Source organism: Agrococcus phoenicis (assembly GCF_047302415.1).
GTDB lineage: Bacteria > Actinomycetota > Actinomycetes > Actinomycetales > Microbacteriaceae > Agrococcus.
Window position 1 is genome coordinate 91,161 of the sequence record NZ_CP154854.1, and the last position, 26,233, is coordinate 117,393.

The window sequence follows — 26,233 nt, forward strand, 5'->3', positions numbered from 1 at the left end:
CATGACCGAGATCACCGACGCTCTCCGCATCACCCGATCCATCCGGCTCGCCGAGCTGGATCCGGCATCCACCCCCGGCTTCGACGGCGACAAGCTCGCCGGCCACCTCGCTCTCGCTGAGGGGGTCGAGCGCCTCGCCGAGCTGCAGGAGCGGCTCTTCGCCGCGAGCCGCGCGGGGGCGCGGGACGCGGTGCTGCTGATGGTGCAGGGCATGGACACCTCAGGCAAGGGCGGCATCATGCGCCACGTCGTCGGCCAGGTCGACCCGCAGGGCGTCGAGATCACCGCGTTCAAGGCGCCGACGGCCGCCGAGCGCAAGCGCGACTTCCTGTGGCGGATCGAGCAGGCGCTGCCGAAGCCCGGCATGATCGGGGTCTTCGACCGCTCGCACTACGAGGACGTGCTGATCCACCGCGTGCGGCAGCTCTCGCCCGCTGACGAGATCCAGGAGCGCTACGGCCGCATCGTCGAGTTCGAGCGCGAGATCGCCGAGCGCGGCATCCGGCTCGTGAAGGTGATGCTCCACATCTCTCGCGCCGAGCAGGGGTCGCGACTGCTCGAGCGCATCGACCGCCCCGACAAGCACTGGAAGTACAACCCCGGCGACGTCGACGAGCGCGAGCGCTGGGACGACTACATGGAGGCCTACCAGGTCGCCATCAACCGCACGGCCCGCGCCGGCGCGCCCTGGCACGTCGTGCCCGCCGACCGGAAGTGGTACGCGCGGCTCGCCGTGCGCGAGCTGCTGCTCGACGCGCTCGAGACCATCGATCCGCAGTGGCCGGTCGCGGAGTTCGACGTGGAGGCCGAGCGGGAGCGTCTGCTGGCGACGGGCGACGTCGCGGTGCCGGAGGCCGAAGAGGAGCCCGAGCCCGACGACGCCGTCGCCCCGACGGAGGCCGAGTCGACGACGTCGAAGAATCCGAAGAAGTCCAAGAAGTCCAAGAAGTCCAAGAAGTCGAAGACGTCGAAGAAGTCCAAGAAGTCGAAGAAGTCCAAGACGTCGAAGACGTCGAAGGAGGCGGACCGCCAGGGCTGATCGCGGCGCCCGCAGCCTTCGGGTTCAGGGCAGCGGGTCGGCGAGCGCGTCGGTGATCGGTCGCAGCTTCACGGCGGTCTCGGCGAGCTCGGCATCGGGGTCGCTGCCCGCGACGATGCCCGCTCCGGCGAAGGCGCGGATCGAGCCGTCCGCCGCGATGTCGGCTCCCCGCAGCGCGATCACCCACTCGCCGCCTCCCTGCTCGTCGATCCAGCCGACAGGGCCCGCGTAGCGGCCGCGGTCCACGCCCTCCAGCTCGCGGATGATCGCGAGCGACGCGGCGCGCGGCGTGCCGGCGACCGCGGCGGTCGGGTGCAGCAGCGCGAGCACGTCGAGGGTCGAGCGGTCGCCGAGCGTGCCGGTGATGTCGGTCGCCAGGTGCCAGAGGTTCGGCAGGCGCAGCGGGAACGGCTCCGACGCGCGGGCGTCGGGCGCGAGCTCCCGCAGCACCGCCATGGCCGAGTCGGAGGCGAAGCGGTGCTCGCGCAGATCCTTGTCGCCGGATGCGAGCGACTCGGCGATCTCGGCGTCGAGGGCCGGTGTCGCGCCGCGGGCGGCGGTGCCGGCGAGCACACGCGAGAAGAAGTGGCCGCGGTGGGCGGCGATGAGGGTCTCGGGGCTGGCGCCTATCAGTCCGTCGACCGCGTAGGTCACGGCGTCGGGGTAGCGCTGCACGAGGCCGACAGCCACCGATCGCACGTCGCCGCCCTCCGGCAGCTGGCCGACGCGGTCGCGCGCGACGACCACCTTCTCGGCTGCGCCGGCGCGGATGCGCTCGGTCGCCTCGGCGACGACGGCTCGGTAGCGCTCGCCGTCGATCGCGCCGTCGGAGAGGTCGACGCGCACCTCGTCCACCGCGGTCGGGTGCAGCCGACCCTCATCGCCGATCCAGGTGATCCACTCGTCGTCGCCGCGCCGTCCGACCACGACCTGCGGCACGATCAGCACGCTCGTCGCGCTCGACGCATCGTCGAACGCGAAGGCGCCGAAGGCGATCAGGCCTGTGCCTGGCACCCCGACCGCGTCGTCCACCGAGGCCTGGCGCGCGACCGCTCGCCACGCATCCGCCGCGTCGGTGAACCGCGAGGGGCCGTGGAACTCGAGCCGCAGCGCCTCGCCGCGCCCGACGATGCCGTCGGCGCCGCGCCGGACGGCGAGCGGGAACCGCGGATCGGCGTGCTCCAGCAGGCGCCCGAGCTCCGCGCGCTCGGAGCGCACCCGCAGGCCTGGCATGCCACAACCCTACGCCGAGGCGCACCGCGTCGGCGGCGACCGCGACCCCCCCGGGGAGCGCGCACGCGCGGGAGCCTAGGATGGAGGGGTGAGCCGAGCAGACATGCAGAAGGACCCGGACGAGGTTGCGGGCATGTTCGACGCGACGGCCAAGCGCTACGACCTGCTGAACTCGCTGCTGTCGGGCGGCAACGACAAGCTCTGGCGCATCCACATGCAGCGCGCCGTGCGGCCCCAGGCGGGGGAGCGGATCCTCGACGTCGCAGCCGGCACCGGAGCCTCTGCCGCTCCGATGGCGAAGGCAGGTGCGCTCGTCACCGCGCTCGACCTGAGCCAGGGCATGATCGACGAGGGCCGCCGTCGGCACCCCGACATCGAGTTCGTGCACGGCTCCGCCGAGGAGCTCCCCTTCGACGCCGACTCCTTCGATGCCGTCACCATCTCGTTCGGTCTGCGCAACGTGCAGCACCCGCGCGCGGCGCTCAGCGAGTTCCTGCGCGTGCTGAAGCCCGGTGGCCGCATCGTCATCTGCGAGTTCTCGCAGCCGCCCGTGACCGTGGTGCGCAAGGGCTACGAGACCTACATGCGCACCGTGATGCCGGGTCTGGCGAAGGTCGCGAGCAGCAACCCCGAGTCCTACCGCTACCTGGTGGAGTCGATCCGAGCGTGGCCCGACCAGCAGACGCTGTCGCAGTGGATCCGCACCGCGGGCTTCACCCGCGTCGCGCACCGCAACCTCACGATGGGCGTCGTCGCGCTGCACCGCGGTCGCAAGCCCACCGAGGTCACGAGCGCCATGCGCCTCGCCCGCCACGCCCACCCGGAGGAGCAGGACGCCTGATGGCTGCCGTCACCTCGGCCTTCGGGCTGCGCGGGGCGCGCTTCGCGATGCCCGCCGACAAGCGCATCGTCGACGCCGTCGAGTCGGGGCTCGAGCAGCTCGAGACGCTGCTGGCAGCGCACCTGCAGATCGCCGACCCGGTGGCGGATGCGGTGACGCGATACCTGAACGAGGCCGGCGGCAAGCGCGCCAGGCCGCTGCTGCTCCTGCTGGCCGCGCACCTGGGCCGGGGCATCGACGACGACGTGCTCGCCGCCGCCCAGGTGGTGGAGATCACGCACCTGGCGAGCCTCTACCACGACGACGTCATGGACGAGGCGGACACCCGGCGCGGGGTGCCGGCCGCCCACGTGGTGTGGAGCAACTCCGTCGCGATCCTGGCCGGGGACCTGCTGTTCGCCCGCGCGGGTGCCGTGTCGGCGCCGCTCGGCCGCGAGGTCGCCCAGCTGCAGGCGCGCACCTTCGAGCGGCTGTGCCTCGGGCAGCTGCACGAGACGCTCGGCCCGGGCGAGGCCGACCCCGTCGCCCACTACCTGCAGGTGCTGAGCGACAAGACCGGCTCGCTCATCGCCGCCGCGGCCGAGCTCGGCATCGTCGTGAGCGGCGCCGATGACGCCTATCGCGCGCCGCTACGCGAGTTCGGCGAGCGCATCGGCGTCGCCTTCCAGCTCGTCGACGACATCATCGACCTCTCGGCCGACCCCGCGACGGGCAAGGATCAGGGCAACGACGTGCGCGCCGGCGTGCAGACGCTGCCGGTGCTGCTGCTGGCGAAGCGCGACGACGAGGCATCGGCCGCCCTGCGCGCCCGCCTCGCCTCGCCGGCCGACGACGCCGACCTGGCAGCGGCGATCGCGGAGCTCGCCGCGCACGACGTCGTCCGGGAGTCGATCGCCGAGGCGGAGCGCTTCCAGCGCCGCGCGCTCGAGGCGCTGCAGCCGCTGCCCTCTGGCACGGTGCGCCGCGGCCTCGAGGCCTTCGCCGAGCACGTCGTCGCCCGCACCCGCTGACCTCGCACTCGCTGCCCCAAGACTCGCTGAAAACCCGCGGCGCTGCCGCCCCCGCTGAAGGAGAACCGTGAGCGAACCGCTCCGCATCGCCGTGGTCGGTGCCGGCCCGGCCGGCATCTACGCCGCCGACATCCTCAAGAAGTCGGCCGCGGAGACCGGCCGCGACGTCTTCATCGACCTGTTCGAGCAGCTCCCCGCCCCCTACGGCCTCGTGCGCTACGGCGTCGCGCCCGATCATCCGCGCATCAAGGGCATCATCGCGGCGCTCCGCGAGGTGCTCGAGGCGGGCGTCGTGCGCCTGTTCGGCAACGTGCGCTTCGGCGAGGACATCACGGTCGAGGATCTCGAGCGGCTCTACCACGGCGTGATCTTCGCGACCGGTGCCACGAAGGACGCCCCGCTGGACATCCCGGGCATCGACCTCGAGGGCTCCTACGGCGCCGCCGACTTCGTCTCCTGGTACGACGGGCATCCCGACGTGCCGCGCGAGTGGCCGCTCGAGGCGCGCGAGATCGCCGTGATCGGCAACGGCAACGTCGCGCTCGACGTCGCTCGCATGCTGGTGAAGCACCCCGAGGATCTCCTGCCCACCGAGGTGCCGGCCAACGTGGTCGACGGACTCGAGGCATCCCCCGTCACCGATGTGCACGTCTTCGGCCGCCGCGGGCCGCTGCACGTGAAGTTCACGCCGCTCGAGCTGCGCGAGCTGGGCGAGCTGCGCGACGTCGACATGATCCTCCACGACGACGACTTCGGCGTCGACCCCGACGAGGAGACGCTGAAGCAGAACAAGCAGATCCTCGTGATCTCGCGCGTGCTCGACCAGTGGCGCCAGCGCGAGACCGGCGCGGCGTCGCGTCGCCTGCACCTGCACTTCTGGTCGAAGCCGGATGGGGTGCTGGGTGAGGACGGCAGGGTCGCAGCCCTGCGCGTGGAGCGCACGAAGCCGGGCGAGCAGGGGCTCGAGACGACCGGCGAGCTGCGCGAGATCCCCGTGCAGGCCGTGTACCGCGCGGTCGGCTACTTCTCGTCGCCGCTGCCGGGTGTGCCCTTCGACGAGCTGCGCGGCGTGATCCCGAACATCGCCGGCCGCGTGCAGGACGGCACGCGCCCGATGCCCGGCATGTACGCGACCGGTTGGATCAAGCGCGGGCCGGTCGGCCTCATCGGGCACACGAAGTCGGATGCCAAGGAGACCATCGAGCAGCTGCTCGGCGACGAGCACTCGTGGTGGACGCCCGAGGCCTACGACGAGCAGGCCGTGCCGCGGCTGCTCGAGGAGCGCGGCGTGGCCTGGACGGACATCGCGGGCTGGATCCGCCTCGACGAGCACGAGATGGGCCTGGGCGAGCCGCATGGGCGTGCGCGCATCAAGGTGGTGCCGCGCGACGAGATGATCGCGGTCTCGCGCCAGCAGTGATCCCCTCGCCGGTCGAGGAGCGCGCGCCGCAGGCGCCCGCGTCACGAGACCCCGCATGGATCTGACCGGCTACCTCCTGATCGCGGTCGCCGCGGTCGGCGCCGGCGCGATCAACGCCGCCGCGGGCGGTGGCACCCTCATCACCTTCCCGGCGATGCTGGCCGCCGGCATGAGCCCGCTCGCGGCCAACATGACGTCGTCGATCGGGCTGCTGTTCGGCACGCTGGGCGGCGCCTGGAGCTACCGGGCAGAGCTGCGCCGGCAGCGCCGGAGGTTCCTCGTGAACGCGCCCTTCGCCGCGGTCGGCGGTGTGATCGGCGCGGTGCTGCTGCTCGTCACGCCCTCCGACGCGTTCACCGAGATCGTGCCGTGGCTCGTGCTGCTGGCGGCCGCGCTCTTCGCGATCCAGCCGGCGCTCACGAAGCGGCTGGGCCGCGCTGCCGACGGGGGCCTGCCGCCGCGCGCAGCACCCGCGGCTCCGTCGGCCGATGCGCACGCTGCGCCCGCCGAGGAGCGCGCGCCGCAGGCGCCCGCGACACGGGACGACACCGGCGGATGGCCGGCGAAGCTCGCCTTCGTGCTCATCGGTGCCTACGGCTGCTACTTCGGCGCCGGCATCGGCGTGATGATGCTCGCGCTGCTCGGCCTGGTGATCCACGACACCCTGCAGCACCACAACGCGCTGAAGAACATCATGGCCGCCGTCATCAACGGCACGGGCGCCGTCATCCTGGCGTTCTCGCCGCTCATCCACTGGGGCGTCGTCGCGACCATGCTGGGCGCCTCGCTGCTGGGCGGCCTGCTCGGCGGATGGCTGTCGCGCCGCGTGCCGACCTGGCTGCTCCGCGTCGTCGTGATCGCCTTCGCGCTGGCCGTCGCCGTCGCGATGCTGCTCACCTGACCTCGGCTACTGCAGCGCCGAGGTCAGTCGCGCGATGCTGTCGAAGGCCTGCGCGATGCGCGGCCTGGCCATCCACGCCTCGAGCGTGAGCTCCGTCGACTGCTGCCGGTAGCCGCGCACCGTCGCCTGCAGCTGGTCGACCATCGAGGTGCCCTCGATGAGCATCGACAGCTCGAAGTTCAGGCCGAACGAGCGCATGTCGATGTTCGACGAGCCGATGATGGAGACACGGTCGTCGAAGGTCATGAACTTCGAGTGCAGCACCGTGGGCTTGGCGAAGAGCGTGATCTTCACCCCCGCGCGCAGCAGCTCCTCGTAGTAGCTGCGCTGCGCGTGGTAGGTCCAGAACTGGTCGCCGACCTCGCTCGCGAACAGCTCGACCTCGATGCCGCGCATCGCAGCCGAGGTGATGGCGTAGCGCATGGCTTCGTCGGGCACGAAGTAGGGGCTGACGATCGTGATGCGGCGCTCGGCGGCGTGCACCAGCTCGAGGAAGATGCGCAGGTTGATCTCGCCCTCGAAGCCAGGGCCCGAGGGCACGACGGATGCGTTGAGGTCGCCGTCGGTTTCGCGGGCTCGGCTGGCGAGCTCCACCAGCTCGTTGGTCTCGGCCCACCAGTCCGACCAGAAGAGCACGTCGAGGGCGACCACCGAGGGTCCTTCGAGCTCGACCCAGGAGTCGCGCCACTGGAGGCCGCGGCGGATGTTCTTGCGCCACAAGTAGGAGGGGTCGACGAGGTTCAGCGAGCCGGTGAAGCCGACGTCGCCGTCGATGACGATGAGCTTGCGGTGGTTGCGCAGATCGGGGCGCTGCCATTGGCCTCGCCAGGGGCGCAGCGGCACCATGTCGCGCAGCTCGGCGCCCATGGCGCGCAGACGCGCGACGGTCTCTCGGCGGCGCGGGTAGCGGATGCTCGTGAGGTGGTCGACGAGCACGCGCACGGTGACGCCGCGGGCGGCTGCGCGCTCGAGCGCGGCGAAGAAGACCTCGGTGCGCTCGGAGGCGACGATGAGGTAGAACTCCACGTGCACGAATCGCTCCGCCTCGTCGATCCTGCGGGCCATGGCCGCCAGCTGCTCGTCGAAGTCGTCGATGACGAGGGCCTTCGTGGGGCCGACGTGCGGCATGGAGGAGAGGCCGCGGTTCAGCTCGAGCACGCCGGGCAGCCAGTCGGGCCTGCCAGGGAGCGCGGGGGAGTCCTCGACGCTCAGCGTGCTCTCGCGGATCAGCTCCTGGATCGCGGCCATCTTCTTGCGCCGGCCACGCGGCAGCCGCGTGTTGCCGAGCACGCCGAAGACGATCCAGCCAGCGATCGGCTGGATCATGATGATCAGCAGCCACGCGATCGCGGAGGCGGGCCGGCGGTTGTAGGGGACCACGACGAGCGCCAGCAGGCGCAGCGCGATGTCGACCGCGAAGAAGAGCCAGGTGAGCGCCTGGGTGAGCGTCACCTCCACTGGATGTGCTTCAGCGGAAGTTGATGAACTGCAGGTCGATGTCGAAGTCGCCGCCCTTGAGCAGCGCGATCGTCGACTGCAGATCGTCGCGGCTCTTCGAGGTGACGCGCACCTCGTCGCCCTGGATCTGCGTCTTGACCGACTTCGGCCCCTCTTCGCGGATGAGCTTGGTCACCTTCTTCGCGTTCTCCGTCGAGATGCCGTCCTTCAGGGCGATCTCGATGCGGAACTCCTTGCCCGAGGGGTAGGGGTCGCCCTGGTCGAGCATCTTCAGCTCGATGCCGCGCTTGATGAACTTCGACTGCACGACGTCGAGCACCGCCTTCACGCGCTCCTCCGAGGACGCCTTGAGCAGCAGCGTGTCGCCGCTCCAGGCGACGTCGGCGCCGACGCCCTTGAAGTCGTATCTCTGCTCGACCTCCTTGCGCGCCTGGTTGACGGCGTTCTCCGCCTCCATCTTGTCGACCTTGCTGACCACGTCGAAACTTGAATCCGCCATGCTGTCAACCATAGTTCACCGCGGATCGCAGGCCCTTGGACGGCTGGCGGAGCCGCGCGCGCGTGTTCGGCGAGGCCCGCTGCCATTCCTCCCCTGGCAGCGAGCCAAGGGTCGCGTTAGCGTGGCCGGCGAGAGCGAAGGGGTTCGGATGCGGGTTCGTCGATTGATCGCGGTGCTGGTGCTGGCGCTCGGTGGGGTCCTGGTGATCGTCGGGATCACGATGGTCGCCGACCGCATCGGCGTGGCGATGAGCATCGTGCGCGAGACGGGAGCGGAGTTCGCCGCCGCATACTTCTTCGGGGGCTCCTCTGCCCCGGGCGACCTCTTCGCGTCGATCGTGCCCATCGTGCTCATCGTGCTCGGCTTCGTCGTCACCGGCGTCGCCTATCCCCGTGCAGTGTCGCCCGGGACGTCGGTCGCGACCGCCCGGATCGGCTGGCATCCGTTCGCCTCGCGCGAGGCGGTGCGCGAGGCGGGGCGCGGCCGGTACTAGCGCTCTCTGGTCGAGCCCTGTCGCGCGTGAGCGGGCCGCCTGAGGCCTGCTGCACGGGCGGCGCCAGAGCGCGGCCCCGCAACGACGAAGCCCCGTCGCATGGACGGGGCTTCGGCACGTGGCGAGTGAGGGATTCGAACCCCCGAAGGCATACACCAGCTGATTTACAGTCAGATCCCTTTGGCCACTTGGGTAACTCGCCAATGGCCGTGCAAGGCCGCCGACCAGCATACATGGCGCGCGGAGTGCTCGACCACTCGAGCGGTCGGTCGCGCGCGCTCGCCGCGGGTAGGTTCGAGGCATGAGCGAGCTCCACGACCTGCTCGTCGGCATGGCCGTCGACGCCGCCACCCTCGCCAAGCAGCGCCGCGATGTCGGCGTCACGGTCGCCGCCAGCAAGTCGAGCCTCGAGGACATCGTGACCGAGGCCGACCGCGAGGTCGAGCGCCTCGTGGTCGACCGCATCCGCGCCGCGCGGCCCGCGGACGGCATCCTGGGCGAGGAGGGCACGAGCGTCGCCGGCACCTCCGGCCTCACCTGGGTCATCGACCCGATCGACGGCACCGTCAACTACTTCTACGGGATCCCCGCGTACGCGGTCTCGATCGCGCTCGTCGAGGGCGACCCCGATCCGCGCACGTGGCGATCCATCGCAGGAGTCGTCGTGAACGCCGCCACCGGTGACCTCTTCGAGGCGCAGCGCGGCGGCGGCGCCAGGAAGGACGGCCGCGCGATCAGGGTGGCGGATGCGGTGCCCGCGGAGGTCGCGCTCGTCGGCACGGGCTTCGGGTACAGCGCTGAGCGCCGGACGCGGCAGGCGGCGGTGGTGCAGGGCCTGATCGGATCGGTCCGCGACATCCGACGGATCGGGTCTGCCGCCCTCGACCTCGCCGCTGTCGCCAGCGGCGGCCTCAACGCCTACTTCGAGCGCGGGCTGCAGCCGTGGGACATGGCAGCCGGTGCGCTGCTGGTCGAGGAGGCGGGTGGCGCCGTGCTCGGTTGGGATGGCGCGCCCGCGAGCTCCGACTTCCTCCTCGCCGCACAGCCCGAGGTCGCTGCGGCGTTGATGGCGCTGCTCGAGCCCCTCCGCCCGCACGATGTCTGACGCCTTGCGAGGCTGTTACCAATCCGTTATCTTTGACCGGTGAACGACGCCGTGCGCGCTGCTGCGGCACGTCGTTGCAGCCGATCGCCGGTTCGTGCGACGATCGATGCCGGTTCGATTGCAGGCGAGGCTTGCGCGCGAGACTTGCGGGAACGCAAGACACGTCGCTCGTTCACCCGCGTGCAGAGCAACCCCAGACCCAGACACCCCAGGACGGCCCAAGCGTGACGCACCCCACCCGACGAGCACTTCGCTCGTCTGCTGTGGACGCCGGGCGACGTGAAGGCCCGCAGCTCACGCGCCGGGAGCTGCGCGAGCGCGAGCGCGCGGCCGCGGCCATCGCGCTGACCGCCAAGGAGGCGCGCGCCGCCGCCCGGGTCACGGTCGTGGAGGGCTCCGCCCCGATCTACACCAGCCGCCGCGCCATGCGCGAGGCAGCGACGCGCGTCGCGCAGGAGATCTCGGTGACCATCGCTGAGCCGACCTACACCGCCCCCATCATCACCGTCGACGCGCCGTCGCTCGGCAACGGCGGCATCGTCGCGCCCGCCGTGCGCCCCGCCCGCCCGTTCTCGCCGCGCGTCGTGCACCCCGCGCCCGTCGCGCCGCCCACCCGCGCCGCCGGCAGCACCCGTCGCCTCGCGCAGAAGATCTCCGCCGCCGGCGCGCTGCTGTTCATCGGCTCGCTCGTCGTCGTGACCTCGCTGCCGGCGCAGGCCGTGCAGCCGGCGATCGGCATCGACCCCGAGGTCGCGCAGATCCACGACGTGCAGACGCTCGAGAGCGTCTCGGCAGAGACCACCACCTACTTCGCGCGCGACGACGTCACGGTCAACGACCAGATGGCTGCCGCGCGCATGTCCGAGGGCGAGCGGGCTGCCTACCAGGCGGTCGCGAACGGCGAGGTCGCCGGCCCCTCGTACACCGGCGACGCCGCCTTCCCGCAGGTCTGGAGCATGCTCGAGACCGGGTTCGTGCAGACGCCGTTCCCGAACCTCGACCAGGTGCCGATGTCGAGCCAGTTCGGCTACCGACCCGGCGGCTTCCACGGCGGCAGCGACCTCACCCCGGGGCTCGGCACCGACATCCGACCGATCGCCAACGGCGTCGTCTCAGCCGTCTGGCAGGGCAACAACCCCGGCGGCGGCGGCTACGCGGTCTTCATCGACCACAACATCGACGGGCAGTTCGTGCAGTCCTGGTACGCGCACATGATGCCAGGGTCGATCCAGGTCGAGGTCGGCCAAGTCGTCGACATCACCGACGTCGTGGGTCAAGTGGGCAACTCCGGCCGCTCGACCGGCCCGCACCTGCACCTCGAGCTCAAGAACGCCGACTACGTGTCGTTCGACCCGATGCTGTGGCTGCAGACGCGAGAGATGAACCTCGAGTACCGCTAGGCCTCGCCTCCTGACGCACGCAGCGAGAGAGCCCCGCCGATCGCTCGGCGGGGCTCTCGCTGTCGCGGGGGAGCCGCTAGCTGGTGCGCACCCAGACGACCTCGTCGGCCGCCAGTGACGCGGAGTCCAGCGGCGACGACGCGAGCACGATCTCGCCCCGCGGGACGTCGACCGCGTCGTGGCCGAGGTTCGCGACCACGGTGAGCGGGCCGTTGCGGAAGGCGAGCGCGGTCGGGCCCATGTCGAGCCACTCCAGCGTGCCCGCGCCGAGCGAGAGCTCGCGTCGCACGCGCAGCGCCTGCCGGTACATCTCGAGCGTCGAGTCGGGCACGCCGACCTGCGCGTCCCGCGCGAGGGCAGCCCACTCCGGCGGCTGCGGCAGCCAGCTCTCGCCGGTCGTGTTGAAGCCGTAGCCGATGGCGTCGGCCTCCCACGGGATCGGCACGCGGCAGCCGTCGCGGCCCCAGAGCTCGCCCTGCGTGCGGATGAAGGTCGGATCCTGGCGCTGCGCCGCCTCGATCGCGGTGACCTCAGGCAGGCCGAGCTCCTCGCCCTGGTAGAGGTAGGCGCCGCCGGGCAGCGCGAGCATCAGCGCGGTGGCCGCGCGGCCGCGGCGCAGCGACACCGTCGGGTCGGCCTTCGACGCCGAGGTCGGCCCGATGCCGACGCCGTGGGCCGGCGGAGGCACGAGCGCGAGGCGCGTGCGGTGGCGGATCGTGTCGTGGTTCGAGAGCACCCAGGTCGGGGGAGCGCCGACGGCACCGAAGGCCTCGATCGACTCGTCGATCGCCGCGCGCAGCTTGGGCGCGCTCCACGGCGTCTCGAGGTACACGAAGTTGAACGCCTGGTGCATCTCGTCGGGCCGCACGAAGCGCGCCATCTTCTCGAGCGGGCTCACCCAGGCCTCGGCGCACAGGACACGATCGCCCTCGTACTCCTCCAGCACGGCGCGCCAGCGGCGGTAGATCTCGTGCACGTGCTCCTGGCCGAAGTACGGCGACTCCATCGAACCGGCCGCGAGCAGCACCTCGTCGACGTCCGGGAGCCCCGGCGCCTTGGCGTTGCCGTGCGCCACGTCGACGCGGAACCCGTCCACACCGCGGTCGAGCCAGAAGCGCAGCACGTCGACGAACATGTCGCCGACCGCCGGGTGCTCCCAGTCGAAGTCGGGCTGCGAGGAGTCGAACAGGTGCAGGTACCACTGGCCGTCCGGCACGCGGGTCCAGGCCGGGCCGCCGAAGACGCTCTGCCAGTTGTTGGGCGGCAGCTCGCCCTCCGCTCCCTTGCCGTCCCGGAAGATGTAGCGGGAGCGCGCCTCGCTGCCAGGTCCCGCGGTGAGCGCCTCCTGGAACCAGGGGTGCTGGTCGGACGAGTGGTTCGGCACCAGGTCGACGATCACGCGGAGGTCGAGGCCGTGCGCCGTCGACAGCATCCGGTCGAAGTCGTCGAGGGTGCCGAAGAGGGGGTCGACGTCGCAGTAGTCGGCGACGTCGTAGCCCGCGTCCTTCTGCGGGGAGCGGTAGAAGGGGCTCAGCCAGACGGCGTCGGCGCCGAGCTCGGCGATGTGCGGCAGGCGCTCCGCGATGCCGCGGAGGTCGCCGATGCCGTCACCGTCGGCGTCGGCGAAGGATCGCGGGTAGATCTGGTAGATGACGGCGGAGCGCCACCACTCCTCGCCGGGCGGAGTCGGAGTCGGGATGGATCGCGTCGAGTCGAGATGCATTGACCCAGGCTACGACCCGCCGGCGCGCGGTGCGTGCGAGGGCGCTGAGCGGAGAAGGTAACGAATCATCAACGATCTCGGCCGCCACGCGCCGCCGAGTTGCGCGGGGTGCTGCGCTCCGCCACGCTGTGCTCGGCCCAGCCGACGATGGCCGTCGGCCCCGGAGCCCAACACACGAAAGAAGGCACCATGAAGCGACGCAGCCTCATGAAGGCCGCCGGGGTCGGAGCGCTCGCGCTCACGCTCGCGGCGTGCTCCGGCGGAGGGACCCCTGCGCCGGCGGAGAGCGGTCCGACCGAGACGCAGGCCTCCGGAGGCGGCTCGCTCGTCGTCTGGATGGACGAGAACCGCGCCTCGGCGCTCGAGCCGGTGATCGCCGAGTTCGAGGAAGCGACGGGCACGACCGTCGAGGTCATCATCAAGGAGTTCAACACGCTCGCCGCCGACTTCATCACGCAGGCGCCGTCGGGCGACGGGCCGGACATCGTGCTCGGCCCGCACGACGCGATCGGCAAGCTCGTGCAGAACGGCGTCGCGGAGCCGATCGAGCTCGGAGACGCCGTCGGCGACTTCCAGGAGGTCGGCATCGAGGCGATGAGCAACGGAGGCTCGGTCTACGGCGTGCCCGTCTCGATCGAGAGCATCGCCCTCGTGCGCAACACCGCGCTGGCACCGGAGGCTCCGGCGACGTGGGATGAGCTCGTGCAGGTCGGCGAGGCCGCGGTCGCGGCCGGCGACGCCGAGTACCCCGTGCTGATCGGGCTCGACCCGAACGCCGCCGACCCCTACCACCTGTACCCGCTGCAGGCCTCCTTCGGCGGCCCCATCTTCGGTGTCAACGAGGACGGCTCGTACAACGCGGACGACCTGCAGATGGGCAACGAGGGCAACCTCGAGTTCGCCGAGGCCCTCGCGGCGTGGGGCGAGTCCGGGGTGCTGAACCTCAACATCTCGCAGGACATCGCGAAGGAGCAGTTCGCCTCCGGCGCCAGCCCCTTCACGATCACCGGTCCCTGGAGCCTGGAGCAGTTCGACGACGCGGGCATCGAGTACGCGATCGACCCGATCCCCGCTGCCGGCGACCTGCCGGCGACGCCGTTCGTCGGCGTGCAGGGCTTCTTCCTCTCGGCCTACAGCCAGAACCCCATCGTCGCGACCCAGTTCCTCACGGACTACATCGCGAGCGAAGAGGCGCAGACGGCCATCTACGAGGCCGGCGACCGCGCTCCTGCACTCACCGCGGCGTTCGACGCGGCGCAGTCCAACGAGACCGTCGCCGCGTTCGGCGAGGTGGGCGCCGAGGGCGTCCCGATGCCCAACATCCCCGAGATGGATGCGGTCTGGGCTGACTGGGGCGCGATCCAGGCGCAGATCATCAGCGGTCAGGCAGCTGACCCGGCCGCTGCGTGGGCAGACCTGGCGGCTTCGATCCAGTCGACGATCGACGGCTGACACCGAGTCGCGACGGCCGGCCGAGCGAGCCTCGGCCGGCCGTCGCCCCCGTTCCCACCTCACCCAGGAGCACGAGTGACGACGACGTCCCCCCACCTCGCCCAGCGCCGCCGCGCGCCGAGGCGAGGCATCCAGCACCAACCGCCGAGCATGCGGGTGCTGGTCGCGAAGATCGCGATGCTCGCGATCGTCGACGCCATCGCCGTGTTCGCGATGACGATCCTGTTCTTCCAGGAGAACTGGACGGTGCTCGCGGTGGTCGCCCTCGCGACGCTGCTGGTCAACGTCATCTACCTCTCGCCGGGCATGCTGCCGGCGAAGTACCTCACCCCGGGCCTGATCTTCCTGGCGATCTTCCAGATCTTCGTCGTCGTCTACTCCTGCTACATCGCCTTCACGAACTACGGCGACGGCCACAACTCGACGAAGGACGACGCGATCCGCGCGATCGTGTCCCAGAACACGCAGCGCGTCGAGGGCTCGCCCGTGTACGACGTGCAGGTCGTCGAGGCGCTGCCCGGGCTGGGGCTGCTCGCGACCGCACCTGACGGCAGCGTCCTCGTCGGCTCGGCGGAGGACGGCCTGGAGCCCGTGGATCCCGCGGCCGTCACCTTCGACGGCGATCGCGCCGTGGCGGTGGAGGGCTGGACGTCGCTCGACCTGCAGACGATCCTCCAGCGGCAGCAGGAGGTCGCAGCGCTGCAGGTGCCGCTCTCCGACGACCTGGCCGACGGCTTCCTGCGCACCAGCAACGCCACGCAGGCCTTCGTCTTCCAGTCGAGCTACGTCTGGGACGCCGACGCGGGCACCATGACGGACGACGCGACGGGCACGGTCTACCGCGACCTGGGCAACGGCCTGTTCGAGTCGGAGGACGGCCAGGCGCTGGGCACCGGCTGGCGCATCCTGGTCGGCTTCGAGAACTTCCTCTACCCGTTCGAGAACCAGCAGTTCGGCAGCGCGCTCATCGGCGTCACCATCTGGACCTTCGCGTTCGCCGCCATCTCGGTCGCGCTGTCCTTCGTCCTCGGGCTCTTCCTCGCCGTCACGCTCAACGACCCGCGCATGCGCTCTCGCAAGGTCTATCGCGTGCTGGCGATCATGCCCTACGCCTTCCCCTCCTTCTTGTCGGCGCTCGTCTGGCTTGGCCTGTTCAACACCGAGTTCGGCTTCATCAACGGCGTCCTGCTCGGCGGCGCCGACGTGCCGTGGCTGACCGATCCGTGGCTGGCGAAGTTCTCGGTGATCCTCGTCAACGTCTGGCTCGGCTTCCCGTACATGTTCCTCGTGTGCATGGGCGCGCTGCAGTCGATCCCCGACGAGCTCACCGAAGCCGCCACGGTCGATGGAGCCCGGCCCTGGCAGGTCTTCCGCCTCATCAAGTTCCCGCTGCTGCTCGTCTCGATCGCACCGCTGCTGATCTCGTCGTTCGCGTTCAACTTCAACAACTTCAACATCATCTACATGCTGACGCGCGGCGGTCCGCGCATCGCAGGCGTGAGCGAGAACGTGGGCCACACCGACCTGCTCATCACCCTCGTCTACAAGACCGCGTTCGCAGGCGGTGAGGGTCGCGACTACGGCCTCGCCTCAGCGCTCGCGATCATCATCTTCATCATCGTCGCCACCGTCTCCGCCATCTCGTTCCGGCAGACCAAGGCACTGGAGGATCTGCACTGATGAGCATCCAGATCGATCCCGCAGCGATCTCCGAGCCCTCGGAGGACCGACCGCGCACGCCCGCGCCGCAGCCCCGGATGTCGTTCGGCACGTGGGCGCGCACCCTCGGCTGGCGGCACCTCATCGGCATCGCGGTCGTCATCTTCGCCCTCTTCCCGATCGTCTACGTGCTGAGCGCCTCGCTCAACCCCGGGGGCACGCTCACCGGCTCGAACGACCTCTTCCGCTCGATCTCGCTCGAGAACTACGCGACGCTGCTGAGCGACGAGCGGCGCCCCTACGCCGCCTGGTTCGCGAACACGATGATCGTCGGCGTCGTGACGTCGGTCGGCACGGTGTTCCTCGGCGCGCTCGCTGCCTACTCCTTCTCGCGCATGCGGTTCCTGGGGCGGCGGGTGGGGCTGCTGAGCCTGATCCTGGTGCAGATGTTCCCGCAGCTGCTCGCGGTCGTCGCGATCTACATCCTGATGCGCGGCATCGACCAGATCTTCCCCGCGATCGGGTTGAACTCGCTCACGGGCCTCATCCTCGTGTACCTCGGCGGTGCGCTCGGGGTGAACACCTACCTGATGTACGGCTTCTTCAACACCGTGCCGACCTCGATCGACGAGGCGGCGAAGCTCGACGGCGCGGGCCACGCGCGCATCTTCTTCACGATCATCCTGCGACTGGTCGCGCCCATCCTCGCCGTCGTCGCGCTGCTGTCGTTCATCGGCACGACGAGCGAGTTCGTGATCTCCTCGACGCTGCTGACGAGCCCCGAGAAGCTGACCCTTGCAGTCGGGCTGTTCCGCTACGTCAGCGAGGAGACGAACACCAACTACGCCGTCTTCGCCGCCGGCGCCGTGCTGGCTGCGATCCCGGTGGTCGCGCTGTTCCTCTACCTGCAGAAGTACATCGTGGGAGGGCTGACCGCCGGCGCCGTGAAGTAGCCCACGAGCGCGGCGCGTGTGGCAAGGTGGGGCGACCCGCACTGCACCTGCGAAGAAGGAGCGCTGCCATGACGGCGACCAAGGCCCCGATCGACCGAGGTCGATTCTCGAACAAGACCGTGTTCATCATGGCCGCGATCGGCTCCGCGGTCGGGCTCGGGAACATCTGGCGATTCCCCTACGTCGCGTACGAGGGCGGCGGCGGCGCGTTCATCCTGCCGTACCTCATCGCGCTCCTGGTCGCCGGCATCCCGCTGCTGCTGCTGGACTACGCCATCGGCCACTCCCAGCGCGGCTCGGCGCCGCTGGCGTTCGCGCGCCTCTCTCGTCGCCTCGAGTTCATCGGATGGTGGCAGGTGGCGATCTGCGTCGTCATCGCGGTCTACTACGCCGCGATCCTCGCCTGGTCGTCGCAGTACATCGGGTTCTCCTTCACGCAGGCGTGGGGCGATGATCCCGAGGCCTTCTTCTTCGGGGAGTTCCTGCAGGCCGCCGACAACACGATCACGCTGGACTTCGTGCCGGCCGTGCTCATCCCCATGGTGCTGATCTGGCTCATCACCATCGTGGTGATGGCGCTCGGCGTGCAGCGAGGCATCGGCGCGACCGCGGTCGTCTTCATCCCCATCCTGCTCGTCGCCTTCGGAGCGCTCGTGATCCAGGCGCTGACGCTGCCGGGCGCGATCGACGGGCTGCAGACCCTGTTCGCCCCCAACTGGGCTGCCCTCGCCGACCCGGCCGTGTGGGCGAGCGCCTTCGGTCAGATCTTCTTCTCGCTCTCGGTCGGCTTCGGCATCATGATCACCTACGCCTCCTACGTGGGGCGGAAGATCGACATGACGGGCTCGGCCTTCGTCGTCGGGTTCGCGAACTCCGGCTTCGAGCTCCTCGCGGGCATCGGCGTCTTCGGCGCCCTCGGCTTCCTCGCGCAGGCGTCCGGCGCGCAGGTCGCCGACGTCGTGGCCGGCGGCATCGGGCTCGCCTTCGTGGCCTTCCCCGCGATCATCTCGCAGGCGCCGCTCGGAGCGGTGCTGGGCGTGCTCTTCTTCACCTCGCTGGTGCTGGCGGGCTTCACGTCGCTCGTGAGCATCCTCGAGGTCGTCATCTCGGCGGTGCGCGACAAGCTCGAGCTCGGGCGGGTGCGCGCGACGCTGATCGTCACGGTGCCGATCGCGCTCGTGAGCGTGCTGCTCTTCTCGACCACGAGCGGCATCCTCGTGCTCGACATCTCCGACTACTTCATCAACCGCTTCGGGATCCTGCTCGCCGCGCTGGTCGCGATGCTCGCCGTCGGCTGGGGCATCCGCAGGGTGCCGGCGTTCGCCGAGCACATGAGCCGGTTCGGCTCGATCCGGCTCGGCCGCTGGTGGGTGGCGCTGATCACCGTCGTGACCCCCGTCCTGATCGGCCTGATGCTGGTGCTCGAGCTCGTCACGGCGATCACGACGCCCTACGAGGGCTACCCGGCGTGGATGCTCGGCATCTTCGGCTGGGGGATCGCGGGGCTGGCCCTGGCGGCGGGCGTGGTGCTGTCGTTGCCGAAGTGGAAGCAGACGACACCGATGCAGGTGCCGGAGCGCGACGAGGAGGTGATCCGATGACCATCGGAGCGATCGTCATGATGAGCGTCAGCATGCTCGTCCTGTGGGGAGGCCTCACGGCCGCGATCATCAACATCGTGCGGTTCAAGGGGCCGCAGGCGCCCGAGGTGCGGCGAGACCTCTGATGCGGCGACGGCCGGCGGTCCCGCGGCCGGCGCCCGCCAGCGACACCCCTTGCGCTGATCCTGAGCCTGTCCTGAGGATGCGGCTAGGATCGCGGCACTGCCCGACTGCAGAAGGCGCAACGGCGCGCCTGGGAATGGAGTGACGCTCATGGCCGATCCGACGTCCGTCGCCGAGCGCAGCATCGCGATGCAGCGCTCCCCGGAGTTCCAGAGGTTGCGGAGGACGTTCATGACGTTCATCCTGCCGATGACGATCGCCTTCCTCGCCTGGTACCTCGCCTACGTGCTGATCGCCAGCTACGCACCGGAGTTCTTCGCCACCCGGCTCGGGGAGAGCTACGTCACCGTCGGGCTGCTGTTCGGCCTCGGGCAGTTCGTCTCGACCTTCGCGATCACGATGCTCTACAGCCGCTGGGCGAACCGCGTCTACGACCGAGCCGCCGATCCGCTCGCCGCCGAGATGGAGCAGGCGCTCGCAGGCGGTGAGCGCTGATGGAGCAGGAGATCAACCCGGTCATCAACATGATCGTGTTCGCCGCCTTCGTGGCGGTCACCCTCGTGATCGTCTTCCGCGTCTCGCGCCGCAAGGCGACCGAGAACGAGTTCTACGCCGCCGGACGCTCGTTCTCCGGCAGGCAGAACGGCATCGCGATCGCCGGCGACTACCTCTCGGCCGCCAGCTTCCTCGGCATCTGCGGCGCGATCGCGGTCGCGGGCTACGACGGCTTCCTCTACTCCATCGGCTTCCTGGTCGCGTGGCTCGTCGCACTGCTGCTCGTGGCAGAGCTGCTGCGCAACACCGGCAGGTTCACGATGGCCGACGTGCTGAGCTTCCGCCTGAAGCAGCGCCCCGTGCGCATGGCGGCGGCGCTCGCCACGCTCGCGGTGTGCTTCTTCTACCTCGTCGCCCAGATGGCCGGCGCCGGCGGCCTCGTCGCGCTGCTCATGGGCTTCACGGATCCGGCGGCGACCTCGATCACCATCGCGGTCGTCGGCGTGCTGATGATCGTCTACGTGATCTTCGGCGGCATGAAGGGCACGACCTGGGTGCAGATCATCAAGGCGGTGCTGCTGATCGCCGGTGCCGCGATCATGGTGCTGCTCGTGCTGCTCGCGGTGCGCTTCGACTTCAACGAGCTGCTGCGCCAGGCGGTGGACGCCTCACCCGACGGCGAGGCGATCCTCGCGCCGGGTCTGCGCTACACGAACCCCGTCGACTTCATCTCGCTCGGCTTGGCGCTCGTGCTCGGCACGGCGGGCCTCCCGCACGTGCTGATGCGCTTCTACACCGTGCCCTCTGCCAAGGAGGCCCGGCGCAGTGTCGTCTGGGCGATCTGGCTGATCGGCATCTTCTACCTGTTCACGCTCGTGCTCGGCTTCGGCGCAGGCGCGCTCGTCGGGCCCGAGGCGCTCGCCGAGGCTCCCGGAGGCGAGAACGCCGCAGCCCCGCTGCTCGCCCTCGCGCTCGGCGGACCGATCCTGATGGCCATCATCTCGGCGGTCGCGTTCGCGACGATCCTCGCGGTCGTCGCCGGCCTCGCGATCACGGCGGCGACGTCCTTCGCGCACGACATCTACGGCTCCATCATCAAGAAGGGCAGCACGAAGCCGGGTGCGGAGGTCAAGGTGGCACGCATGACGGTCGTCGTGATCGGCGTCATCGCGATCGTCGGCGGCATCGTGGCGCAGAACCAGAACGTCGCCTTCCTGGTGGCGCTCGCGTTCGCCGTCGCGGCCAGCGCCAACCTGCCGACCATCCTCTACTCACTGTTCTGGCGCCGCTTCAACTCCGGCGGGGCGCTGTGGTCGATGTACGGCGGTCTCATCTCCTGCGTCGTGCTGATCGTCTTCTCGCCCGCGGTCTCCGGCGGGCCGAAGTCGATGTTCCCCGACGCCGATTGGGCGATCTTCCCGCTGTCGAACCCCGGCATCGTGTCGATCCCGCTCGCGTTCCTGCTCGGCATCGTCGGCACCTTCCTGTCGAAGCCGGAGGCCGACCACGACGCGAAGCAGGCCGAGATGGAGGTGCGCTCCTTCACGGGTGCCGGTTCGGAGAAGGCCTCCGAGCACTGAGCCGGGACGCCGTCTCGACGGCTCGCGAGAGGGCCGGTGTGGGTGCGCACCGGCCCGCTCGGGTGCCCTAGCGTTGTCGCGTGCTGCAGCCCCACCACGACGGTTCACCCCTCCACGTCTCGACGCTGACGCCCGAGCTCGGCGACGTCGTGAGGGTGCGCCTGCGCATCCCCGTCTCGCACGACGCGCCCCTCGAGGTGCTCGTGCGCTCGAACCCGGACCGCGAGCCGTTCTTCAACAAGGCCGTGCACATCGGCTCCGCCGGCGCGCACGACTGGTGGGAGGCCGAGATCCGGGTCGCGAACCCGGTGCACCGCTACCGCTGGCTCGTGCACTACGCCTCCGGCCACACCGCGTGGATCAACCAGGAGGGGGTGCACCGCATCGAGACTCGCGACGACGCCGACTTCGCGCTGGTCGCGCACCCGGCGCCGCCGGTGTGGGCGACGGATGCGGTGCTGTACCAGGTGTTCCCCGACCGGTTCGCGCGCTCCGAGCAGGCGGCGCAGCACCCCACCCCGGAGTGGGCGCAGCCGGCCGAGTGGGGCGAGCCGGTGATCGGCTCGGGCCCGGGGGTCTCGCAGCAGCTCTACGGCGGCGACCTGCCGGGCGTCGAGGCGCACCTCGACCACCTGGTCGAGCTGGGCGCCACCGTGCTCTACCTGACCCCCGTCTTCCCGAGCGCGTCGAACCACCGGTACGACGCTTCCACCTTCGACGTCGTGGATCCGTTGCTCGGCGGCGACGAGGCGCTCGTCTCGCTCGTGGAGGCGGCGCACGCGCGCGGGCTGAAGGTGATGGGCGACCTCACGAGCAACCACACCGGCGACACGCATGCCTGGTTCCAGGCAGCGCTCGCCGACGAGCAGGCGCCCGAGCGGGAGTTCTACTACTTCCACGAGGGCGGCACCTATGCCGCATGGCTCGGCCACGGCTCGCTGCCGAAGCTCCGCTGGAGCTCGCAGGAGCTGCGCGAGCGCTTCATCGAGGGCCCCGACTCCGTGGTCGGCAGGTGGCTGCGGCCGCCGTACTCCCTCGACGGCTGGCGCATCGACGTCGCGAACATGACGGGCCGCTACGAGGGCGACGACCTGAACGCCGAGGTGCGCCAGATCATCCGGCGCACGATGATCGACATCAACCCCGACACCCTGCTGCTGGGCGAGTCGACGAACGACGCGACGGATGACTTCCAGGGCGACGCGTGGCACGGGGCGATGACCTACGCGAACTTCACGCGGCCGGTCTGGGGCTGGCTGTCGGTGCCCGGCTCCGCGGCGTTCGGAGGCCTCGGCATGGCTCGCTCGGTGATCCCCTCGTACACGGGTGTCGACCTGCACGCGCAGCACCAGCGCTTCGTCGCCGGCATCCCGTGGCGCACGCGCCTGCACAACATGAACGCGCTGGACACCCACGACACCCCGCGCTTCGTCACGAACGCGCTCCCGGGTGCCGTGCCGGTCGCGCTCGGGATGGCGGTGTCGCTCCCGGGCATCCCCGTGGTCTGGGCGGGCGACGAGCTGGGCCTGTCGGGCGTGAACGGCGAGGATTCCCGCACGCCGATGCCGTGGGACTCGCTCGACGAGCACCACGACTCGATCGCGCTGCACCGCGAGCTGCTCGCGCTGCGCGCGACGCAGCCGGCCCTGCGGGGCGGCGGGATGCGGTGGCTGCACGTCGGCGAGGAGGTGCTGGTCTGGGTGCGCGAGACCGAGGGCTCGAGCGTGCTCTGCGTCGCGGCGCGCGGGTTCTACGACGTGGTCGTCGACGAGGGCGACCTGCTGCTCGACGGCGAGCCCGAGCGGCTCTTCGGCGATGGTGGCGCGAGCGTCTTCGGAGCCGGCGGCCTGCGCCTCACCGGCGCTGGGCCGGCGTACGCCGCGTGGGGGCTGCCGGGGGTCGAGCTGCCGCGGGCTCAGGGCGAGCTGGAGCAGGAGCAGCGCGAGCTGCTCGACGAGAACGCCTCGCAGGATGCCGCGCTCGCGCACGGCGAGCCCGTCGCGCCGACGCTGACCGCCGCCTGGAGCAAGGACACGCTGGAGGCCGACTGACCTCGCGCTCGACCGGCCCGCCGAGTGCGCGAACCGCATGGCGGCTCGGATGGCCGCCGGGCCGGTCGAGCGTCAGCAGGCGCTCGCGGCGGGATCTGGACGAGCGTCTCAGCGCGGAGGCACGACGGCCGCCGCGGTCGGCGCCGTCGCCGCTGCCGGGCCGGTCGGGGATCGCCGCTGCAGCAGCGCGCCGGAGCCGAGCAGCACGCCGAGCACGACCACGGCGGCACCCGCGACCTCGACGCCGGTGAGCGTCTCGCCGAGCACCAGCCAGGCGGTGAGCAGGCCGACGACGGGGACCAGCATGGAGAACGGGGCGACGCGCGCTGCGGGATGCCGGCTGAGCAGCCAGGTCCAGATGCCGCTGCCCGCGATCGTGCCGAGCAGGATCGTGTACGCGAGCCCCGCGATCGCCAGCAGGCCCTGCGGCTGTGCGAGCCCGACGAAGGACTCCGCGATGCGGGCGGGTCCCTCGACCCACAGCGAGGCCGCGAGCATGGGCAGCACCGGCACGACCGACATCCACAGCGTGAGGTGCAGCGGCTTCGCAGGGCGGGCGAGACGGCTCGAGAGGTTGCCCAGCGCCCACCCGAGCGCGCCGAGCAGGGTGAGGACGAAGGGGCCGAGCGCCGCGGAGCCGAGCTGCTGCGCGCCGATCAGCGTCAGCCCGCCCGCCGCGAGCACGATGCCCACCACCTGGCCGCGGTCGAGGCGCTCGCGCAGCAGCGTGGCGCCCAGCAGCACGGTGAAGGGAGCGGATGCCTGCAGCACGAGCGAGGCGAGCCCGGTCGGCATGCCCGACGCCATCGCCCAGTAGAGGAAGAGGAACTGCAGCGTGCCGAAGCCGATGCCGTAGCCGATCAGCCAGCGCAGCGGGACCTCAGGGCGGGGGATGAGGAGGATGGTCGGGACGGCGATGAGCGCGAACCGCAGGGCGACGAGGAAGAAGGGCGGGAACTGCTCGAGCGAGAGGTGGATGGCGAGGAAGTTCATCCCCCAGAGCACGGCCACCAGGCAGCCCAGCAATCGCTCGCGAGTCGTCATGCGATGAGCATCGGGCCCCTCGCTGTGCAGCACAAGCGAAGAGTGCGACACGCACTGTGTAGCGTTGCTGCATGGAACTCCGGGACCTGACGCTGCTCCGCGAGCTCGACGAGCGAGGCAGCCTCACGGCCGTCGCGCGAGCGACGCACGTGACGCCCTCGGCCGTGTCGCAGCGCATCCGAGCGCTGGAGCGCGACCTCGGCCTCTCCGTCATCGAGCCGCTCGGCCGCGGCGTGCGCCTCACGGAGGTCGGGCGGCTGCTCGCGGCCGGCGCCATCGAGGTCGCAGCCGTCGTCGCGCGCGTCGAGGCGCGGCTCGCGGCCCACCGCGGCAGCATCCGCGGCAGGGTCGACGTCGCCGCCCTGCCGAGCGCCGGCGTCGTGCTGCTGCCTGCGCTCATCGCGGCGCTCGGCAGCGACATCGACCTGCGCGTGCACGACCACGATGTGCCGGAGGCGAGCTACGCGGCGCTCGCGCGCGACCACGACCTGGTGATCGGTCACCGCATGGCGCCGACGCCGCTGCCCGCGTGGCGCGGCTTGCACGTGCTCGACCTGCTGCGCGAGCCGATCGACATCGCGGTGCCCGCCGCCCATGCGCTCGCGGCTGCCGAGGTCGTGCGGCCCCGCGACATCGCGGGTCAGCGGTGGATCGGGGTGCCGGAGGGCTACCCCTTCGACGACCTCCGGCTCGCGATCGAGGACGCCGCGGGCGAGCCCTTCGCCGTCGTGCAGCGCGTGCGCGACAACCGCTTGGTCGAGGCGCTCGTCGCCGCCGGCCTCGGCATCGGCATGCTGCCGCGCTGCAGCACGCGCGCCGGCCGCGGCATCGCGCTGCTGCCCCTCGAAGGCGTGCAGACCGGCCGCGTCGTGAGCGTGCTCGCGCGCCCCGATGTCGCAGCCCGGGCAGTGGTCGGCCACACGATCGAAGCGCTGCGCCGCTGCGCCGCGGAGGTCGCGCCGCTCGAGGCCGGCGCGGCCGCGGCCGGCTAGGAGCCGGCCCGCATCCGCGCCCAGATCGCTCGCAGCGCCCAGTCGAGCCGCGGCTGCTGGAAGGCGAAGCCGGTCGACAGCAGCCTGCCCGGCGAGACCCAGCGGCTCTTCAGCACCAGCTCGCTCTCCGTGCGCAGCGCCCACATCGCCGGCTCCAGCACGAAGCGCGGCGCGGGGATGCCGATCGGCATGCGGACGGTGCGTCGCAGCAGCGCCATCAGCTGCCGGTTCGTGACCGCCTCGGGTGCCGCGAGGTTCACGGGCCCGTCGAGCTCCGGCGTGGCCTCGATGTGGCGCACGGCGCCGACGACGTCGTCGATGTGGATCCACGAGAAGCGCTGCCCGCCGCGCGTGGGTCGGCCTGCGCTCGGCGCCGAGGCCTCGGGCGTACCGCGATCGGCGGTCAGCCCCCGGTAGCGCTCGTGCCGGAACCACGGCCCATCCAGCTGCGGGCCGCCGAGCCCGAGCCGCGCGAGGCGGAACAGCAGGCGCGTCGCCTCGCCGTCGTGGCCGAGCGCGATCGTGGTGCGCAGCGCAACCTTCCGCGTCGCGGGGGCATCGGCGCGCTCGAGCTCGCGCTCCCACGCTCGCGCGACGTCCTCCGAGAAGCCGCGCTCGCTCGCCGGGTCGGCCTCCGTGTGGGCGTGGGTGGTCGAGTGCGCGTAGGCCGTGGCGGTCGAGGCGTTCATCCACACCGCCGGCGGTGCCGCGACCCGGGCGACGGCCTCGCCGAGCTCGCGCGTGGTCTCCACGCGGGAGCGGAGGATCTCGGACCGCGTGGCATCGTCGTAGCGGGCGTGCACCGGCGTGCCGGCGAGGTTGATGAGCAGGCCCGCCCCGTCGACGGCGCGCGCGATGGCCTCGGCATCGCCCCACGACGCATCCGCTCCGCGCCCCCTCCCGACGGTGCGCACGGTGCGCCCGTCGCGCCGCATGGCGTCGACGAGGTGGCGGCCCATGAAGCCGGATGCTCCGGCGATGACGACGTCGGTCACGGTGCCCTCCAGGGTGTGCGATGCGGGTGCACCCGATGCTATGATCGTTCGGTTGCCTGCACGGCATCGCCCCGATAGCTCAGTGGTAGAGCACTTCCATGGTAAGGAAGGGGTCGCGAGTTCAATCCTCGCTCGGGGCTCGCGCTTGCTTGACGCTTCGGGCTTG

Annotated in this window: 22 protein-coding genes, 2 tRNA genes and 1 pseudogene; 18 read left to right on the plus strand and 7 right to left on the minus strand. The window is 71.0% G+C overall.

The annotated features are described in order from the left end of the window. Window position 1: 1 nt before the first annotated feature. Window positions 2–832: pseudogene (locus tag AA0Z99_RS00530) on the plus strand (PPK2 family polyphosphate kinase); the annotation flags it as partial. A gap of 231 nt (window positions 833–1,063) precedes the next feature. Here the strand turns inward: AA0Z99_RS00530 and AA0Z99_RS00535 are convergent. After that, a complete protein-coding gene (locus AA0Z99_RS00535; protein WP_413318457.1) occupies window positions 1,064–2,272 on the minus strand; it encodes an isochorismate synthase in 1,209 nt (402 codons plus the stop codon). 88 nt (window positions 2,273–2,360) lie between these two features. Here AA0Z99_RS00535 and AA0Z99_RS00540 point away from each other — a divergent pair, with 88 nt between their 5' ends. The 4 genes from AA0Z99_RS00540 to AA0Z99_RS00555 all read left to right on the plus strand — a co-directional run bounded on the left by AA0Z99_RS00540 (window position 2,361) and on the right by AA0Z99_RS00555 (window position 6,444). Beyond that, window positions 2,361–3,113, plus strand: a complete 753-nt coding sequence (locus AA0Z99_RS00540) for a class I SAM-dependent methyltransferase (protein WP_413318459.1) — start codon at window positions 2,361–2,363, stop codon at window positions 3,111–3,113. Next, window positions 3,113–4,123: a polyprenyl synthetase family protein gene (locus tag AA0Z99_RS00545; protein ID WP_413318461.1), complete on the plus strand. Its 1,011-nt coding sequence runs from the start codon at window positions 3,113–3,115 to the stop codon at window positions 4,121–4,123. The genes AA0Z99_RS00540 and AA0Z99_RS00545 overlap by 1 nt, the downstream gene beginning before the upstream one ends. A gap of 67 nt (window positions 4,124–4,190) precedes the next feature. Beyond that, complete coding sequence (locus tag AA0Z99_RS00550) at window positions 4,191–5,543, plus strand: FAD-dependent oxidoreductase (RefSeq protein ID WP_413318463.1); 1,353 nt, start codon at window positions 4,191–4,193, stop codon at window positions 5,541–5,543. A 55-nt stretch (window positions 5,544–5,598) separates the two neighbouring features. Beyond that, window positions 5,599–6,444 carry a sulfite exporter TauE/SafE family protein gene (locus AA0Z99_RS00555; protein ID WP_413318465.1) on the plus strand — a complete coding sequence of 282 codons (846 nt, stop codon included), beginning with the start codon at window positions 5,599–5,601 and terminating at the stop codon, window positions 6,442–6,444. A 6-nt stretch (window positions 6,445–6,450) separates the two neighbouring features. Here AA0Z99_RS00555 and AA0Z99_RS00560 read toward each other — a convergent pair whose 3' ends face one another. Further along, the gene (locus tag AA0Z99_RS00560) at window positions 6,451–7,896 is read right to left on the minus strand and encodes a phospholipase D-like domain-containing protein (RefSeq protein ID WP_413318467.1); all 1,446 of its coding nucleotides are present in this window, start codon (window positions 7,894–7,896) and stop codon (window positions 6,451–6,453) included. A gap of 16 nt (window positions 7,897–7,912) precedes the next feature. After that, entirely contained in the window at window positions 7,913–8,401 is a 489-nt protein-coding gene (locus AA0Z99_RS00565) for a YajQ family cyclic di-GMP-binding protein (protein ID WP_413318469.1), read from the minus strand. Between the two features lie 148 nt (window positions 8,402–8,549). On the opposite strand from AA0Z99_RS00565, the gene AA0Z99_RS00570 reads away from it, so the two are divergent. Then, complete coding sequence (locus AA0Z99_RS00570) at window positions 8,550–8,894, plus strand: hypothetical protein (RefSeq protein WP_413318471.1); 345 nt, start codon at window positions 8,550–8,552, stop codon at window positions 8,892–8,894. A gap of 119 nt (window positions 8,895–9,013) precedes the next feature. On the opposite strand, the gene AA0Z99_RS00575 is transcribed toward AA0Z99_RS00570, so the two are convergent. Further along, window positions 9,014–9,096: transfer RNA gene (locus tag AA0Z99_RS00575), tRNA-Tyr, on the minus strand. 99 nt (window positions 9,097–9,195) lie between these two features. Here AA0Z99_RS00575 and AA0Z99_RS00580 point away from each other — a divergent pair. Next, window positions 9,196–9,999: an inositol monophosphatase family protein gene (locus tag AA0Z99_RS00580; RefSeq protein ID WP_413318473.1), complete on the plus strand. Its 804-nt coding sequence runs from the start codon at window positions 9,196–9,198 to the stop codon at window positions 9,997–9,999. Window positions 10,000–10,262: 263 nt separating this feature from the next. Beyond that, a complete protein-coding gene (locus AA0Z99_RS00585; protein WP_413318475.1) occupies window positions 10,263–11,399 on the plus strand; it encodes a M23 family metallopeptidase in 1,137 nt (378 codons plus the stop codon). Window positions 11,400–11,475: 76 nt separating this feature from the next. On the opposite strand, the gene AA0Z99_RS00590 is transcribed toward AA0Z99_RS00585, so the two are convergent. Beyond that, the gene (locus tag AA0Z99_RS00590) at window positions 11,476–13,122 is read right to left on the minus strand and encodes a glycoside hydrolase family 13 protein (RefSeq protein ID WP_413318477.1); all 1,647 of its coding nucleotides are present in this window, start codon (window positions 13,120–13,122) and stop codon (window positions 11,476–11,478) included. A gap of 189 nt (window positions 13,123–13,311) precedes the next feature. Between AA0Z99_RS00590 and AA0Z99_RS00595 the strand changes: the two genes are divergently transcribed. The 8 genes from AA0Z99_RS00595 to AA0Z99_RS00630 all read left to right on the plus strand — a co-directional run bounded on the left by AA0Z99_RS00595 (window position 13,312) and on the right by AA0Z99_RS00630 (window position 23,036). Further along, window positions 13,312–14,574, plus strand: a complete 1,263-nt coding sequence (locus tag AA0Z99_RS00595) for an extracellular solute-binding protein (protein ID WP_413318478.1) — start codon at window positions 13,312–13,314, stop codon at window positions 14,572–14,574. A gap of 75 nt (window positions 14,575–14,649) precedes the next feature. Then, window positions 14,650–16,254, plus strand: a complete 1,605-nt coding sequence (locus AA0Z99_RS00600; RefSeq protein ID WP_413318480.1) for an ABC transporter permease subunit — start codon at window positions 14,650–14,652, stop codon at window positions 16,252–16,254. Beyond that, window positions 16,254–17,186 carry a sugar ABC transporter permease gene (locus AA0Z99_RS00605; protein WP_413318482.1) on the plus strand — a complete coding sequence of 311 codons (933 nt, stop codon included), beginning with the start codon at window positions 16,254–16,256 and terminating at the stop codon, window positions 17,184–17,186. The genes AA0Z99_RS00600 and AA0Z99_RS00605 overlap by 1 nt, the downstream gene beginning before the upstream one ends. Window positions 17,187–17,254: 68 nt before the next feature. Beyond that, complete coding sequence (locus AA0Z99_RS00610; RefSeq protein ID WP_413318484.1) at window positions 17,255–18,787, plus strand: sodium-dependent transporter; 1,533 nt, start codon at window positions 17,255–17,257, stop codon at window positions 18,785–18,787. Beyond that, complete coding sequence (locus tag AA0Z99_RS00615) at window positions 18,784–18,912, plus strand: MetS family NSS transporter small subunit (RefSeq protein WP_413318486.1); 129 nt, start codon at window positions 18,784–18,786, stop codon at window positions 18,910–18,912. The genes AA0Z99_RS00610 and AA0Z99_RS00615 overlap by 4 nt, the downstream gene beginning before the upstream one ends. A 148-nt stretch (window positions 18,913–19,060) precedes the next feature. Next, window positions 19,061–19,405, plus strand: a complete 345-nt coding sequence (locus AA0Z99_RS00620) for a DUF485 domain-containing protein (protein WP_413318488.1) — start codon at window positions 19,061–19,063, stop codon at window positions 19,403–19,405. After that, window positions 19,405–20,985: a cation acetate symporter gene (locus tag AA0Z99_RS00625; RefSeq protein WP_413318490.1), complete on the plus strand. Its 1,581-nt coding sequence runs from the start codon at window positions 19,405–19,407 to the stop codon at window positions 20,983–20,985. Before AA0Z99_RS00620 ends, AA0Z99_RS00625 begins: the two co-directional genes overlap by 1 nt. A gap of 80 nt (window positions 20,986–21,065) precedes the next feature. Next, complete coding sequence (locus AA0Z99_RS00630; protein WP_413318492.1) at window positions 21,066–23,036, plus strand: glycoside hydrolase family 13 protein; 1,971 nt, start codon at window positions 21,066–21,068, stop codon at window positions 23,034–23,036. Window positions 23,037–23,144: 108 nt separating this feature from the next. Here the strand turns inward: AA0Z99_RS00630 and AA0Z99_RS00635 are convergent, their stop codons facing one another. After that, complete coding sequence (locus tag AA0Z99_RS00635; RefSeq protein ID WP_413318494.1) at window positions 23,145–24,080, minus strand: EamA family transporter; 936 nt, start codon at window positions 24,078–24,080, stop codon at window positions 23,145–23,147. 71 nt (window positions 24,081–24,151) lie between these two features. Here AA0Z99_RS00635 and AA0Z99_RS00640 point away from each other — a divergent pair, with 71 nt between their 5' ends. After that, window positions 24,152–25,072, plus strand: coding sequence for a LysR family transcriptional regulator (locus tag AA0Z99_RS00640; protein ID WP_413318496.1), 921 nt, complete (start codon window positions 24,152–24,154; stop codon window positions 25,070–25,072). Here the strand turns inward: AA0Z99_RS00640 and AA0Z99_RS00645 are convergent. Further along, window positions 25,069–26,067 (minus strand): epimerase, encoded by a 999-nt coding sequence (locus AA0Z99_RS00645; protein ID WP_413318498.1) that lies wholly within the window; start codon window positions 26,065–26,067, stop codon window positions 25,069–25,071. The genes AA0Z99_RS00640 and AA0Z99_RS00645 overlap by 4 nt on opposite strands. A 68-nt stretch (window positions 26,068–26,135) precedes the next feature. On the opposite strand from AA0Z99_RS00645, the gene AA0Z99_RS00650 reads away from it, so the two are divergent. After that, window positions 26,136–26,207: transfer RNA gene (locus AA0Z99_RS00650), tRNA-Thr, on the plus strand. The last annotated feature ends 26 nt before the right edge of the window (window positions 26,208–26,233 follow it).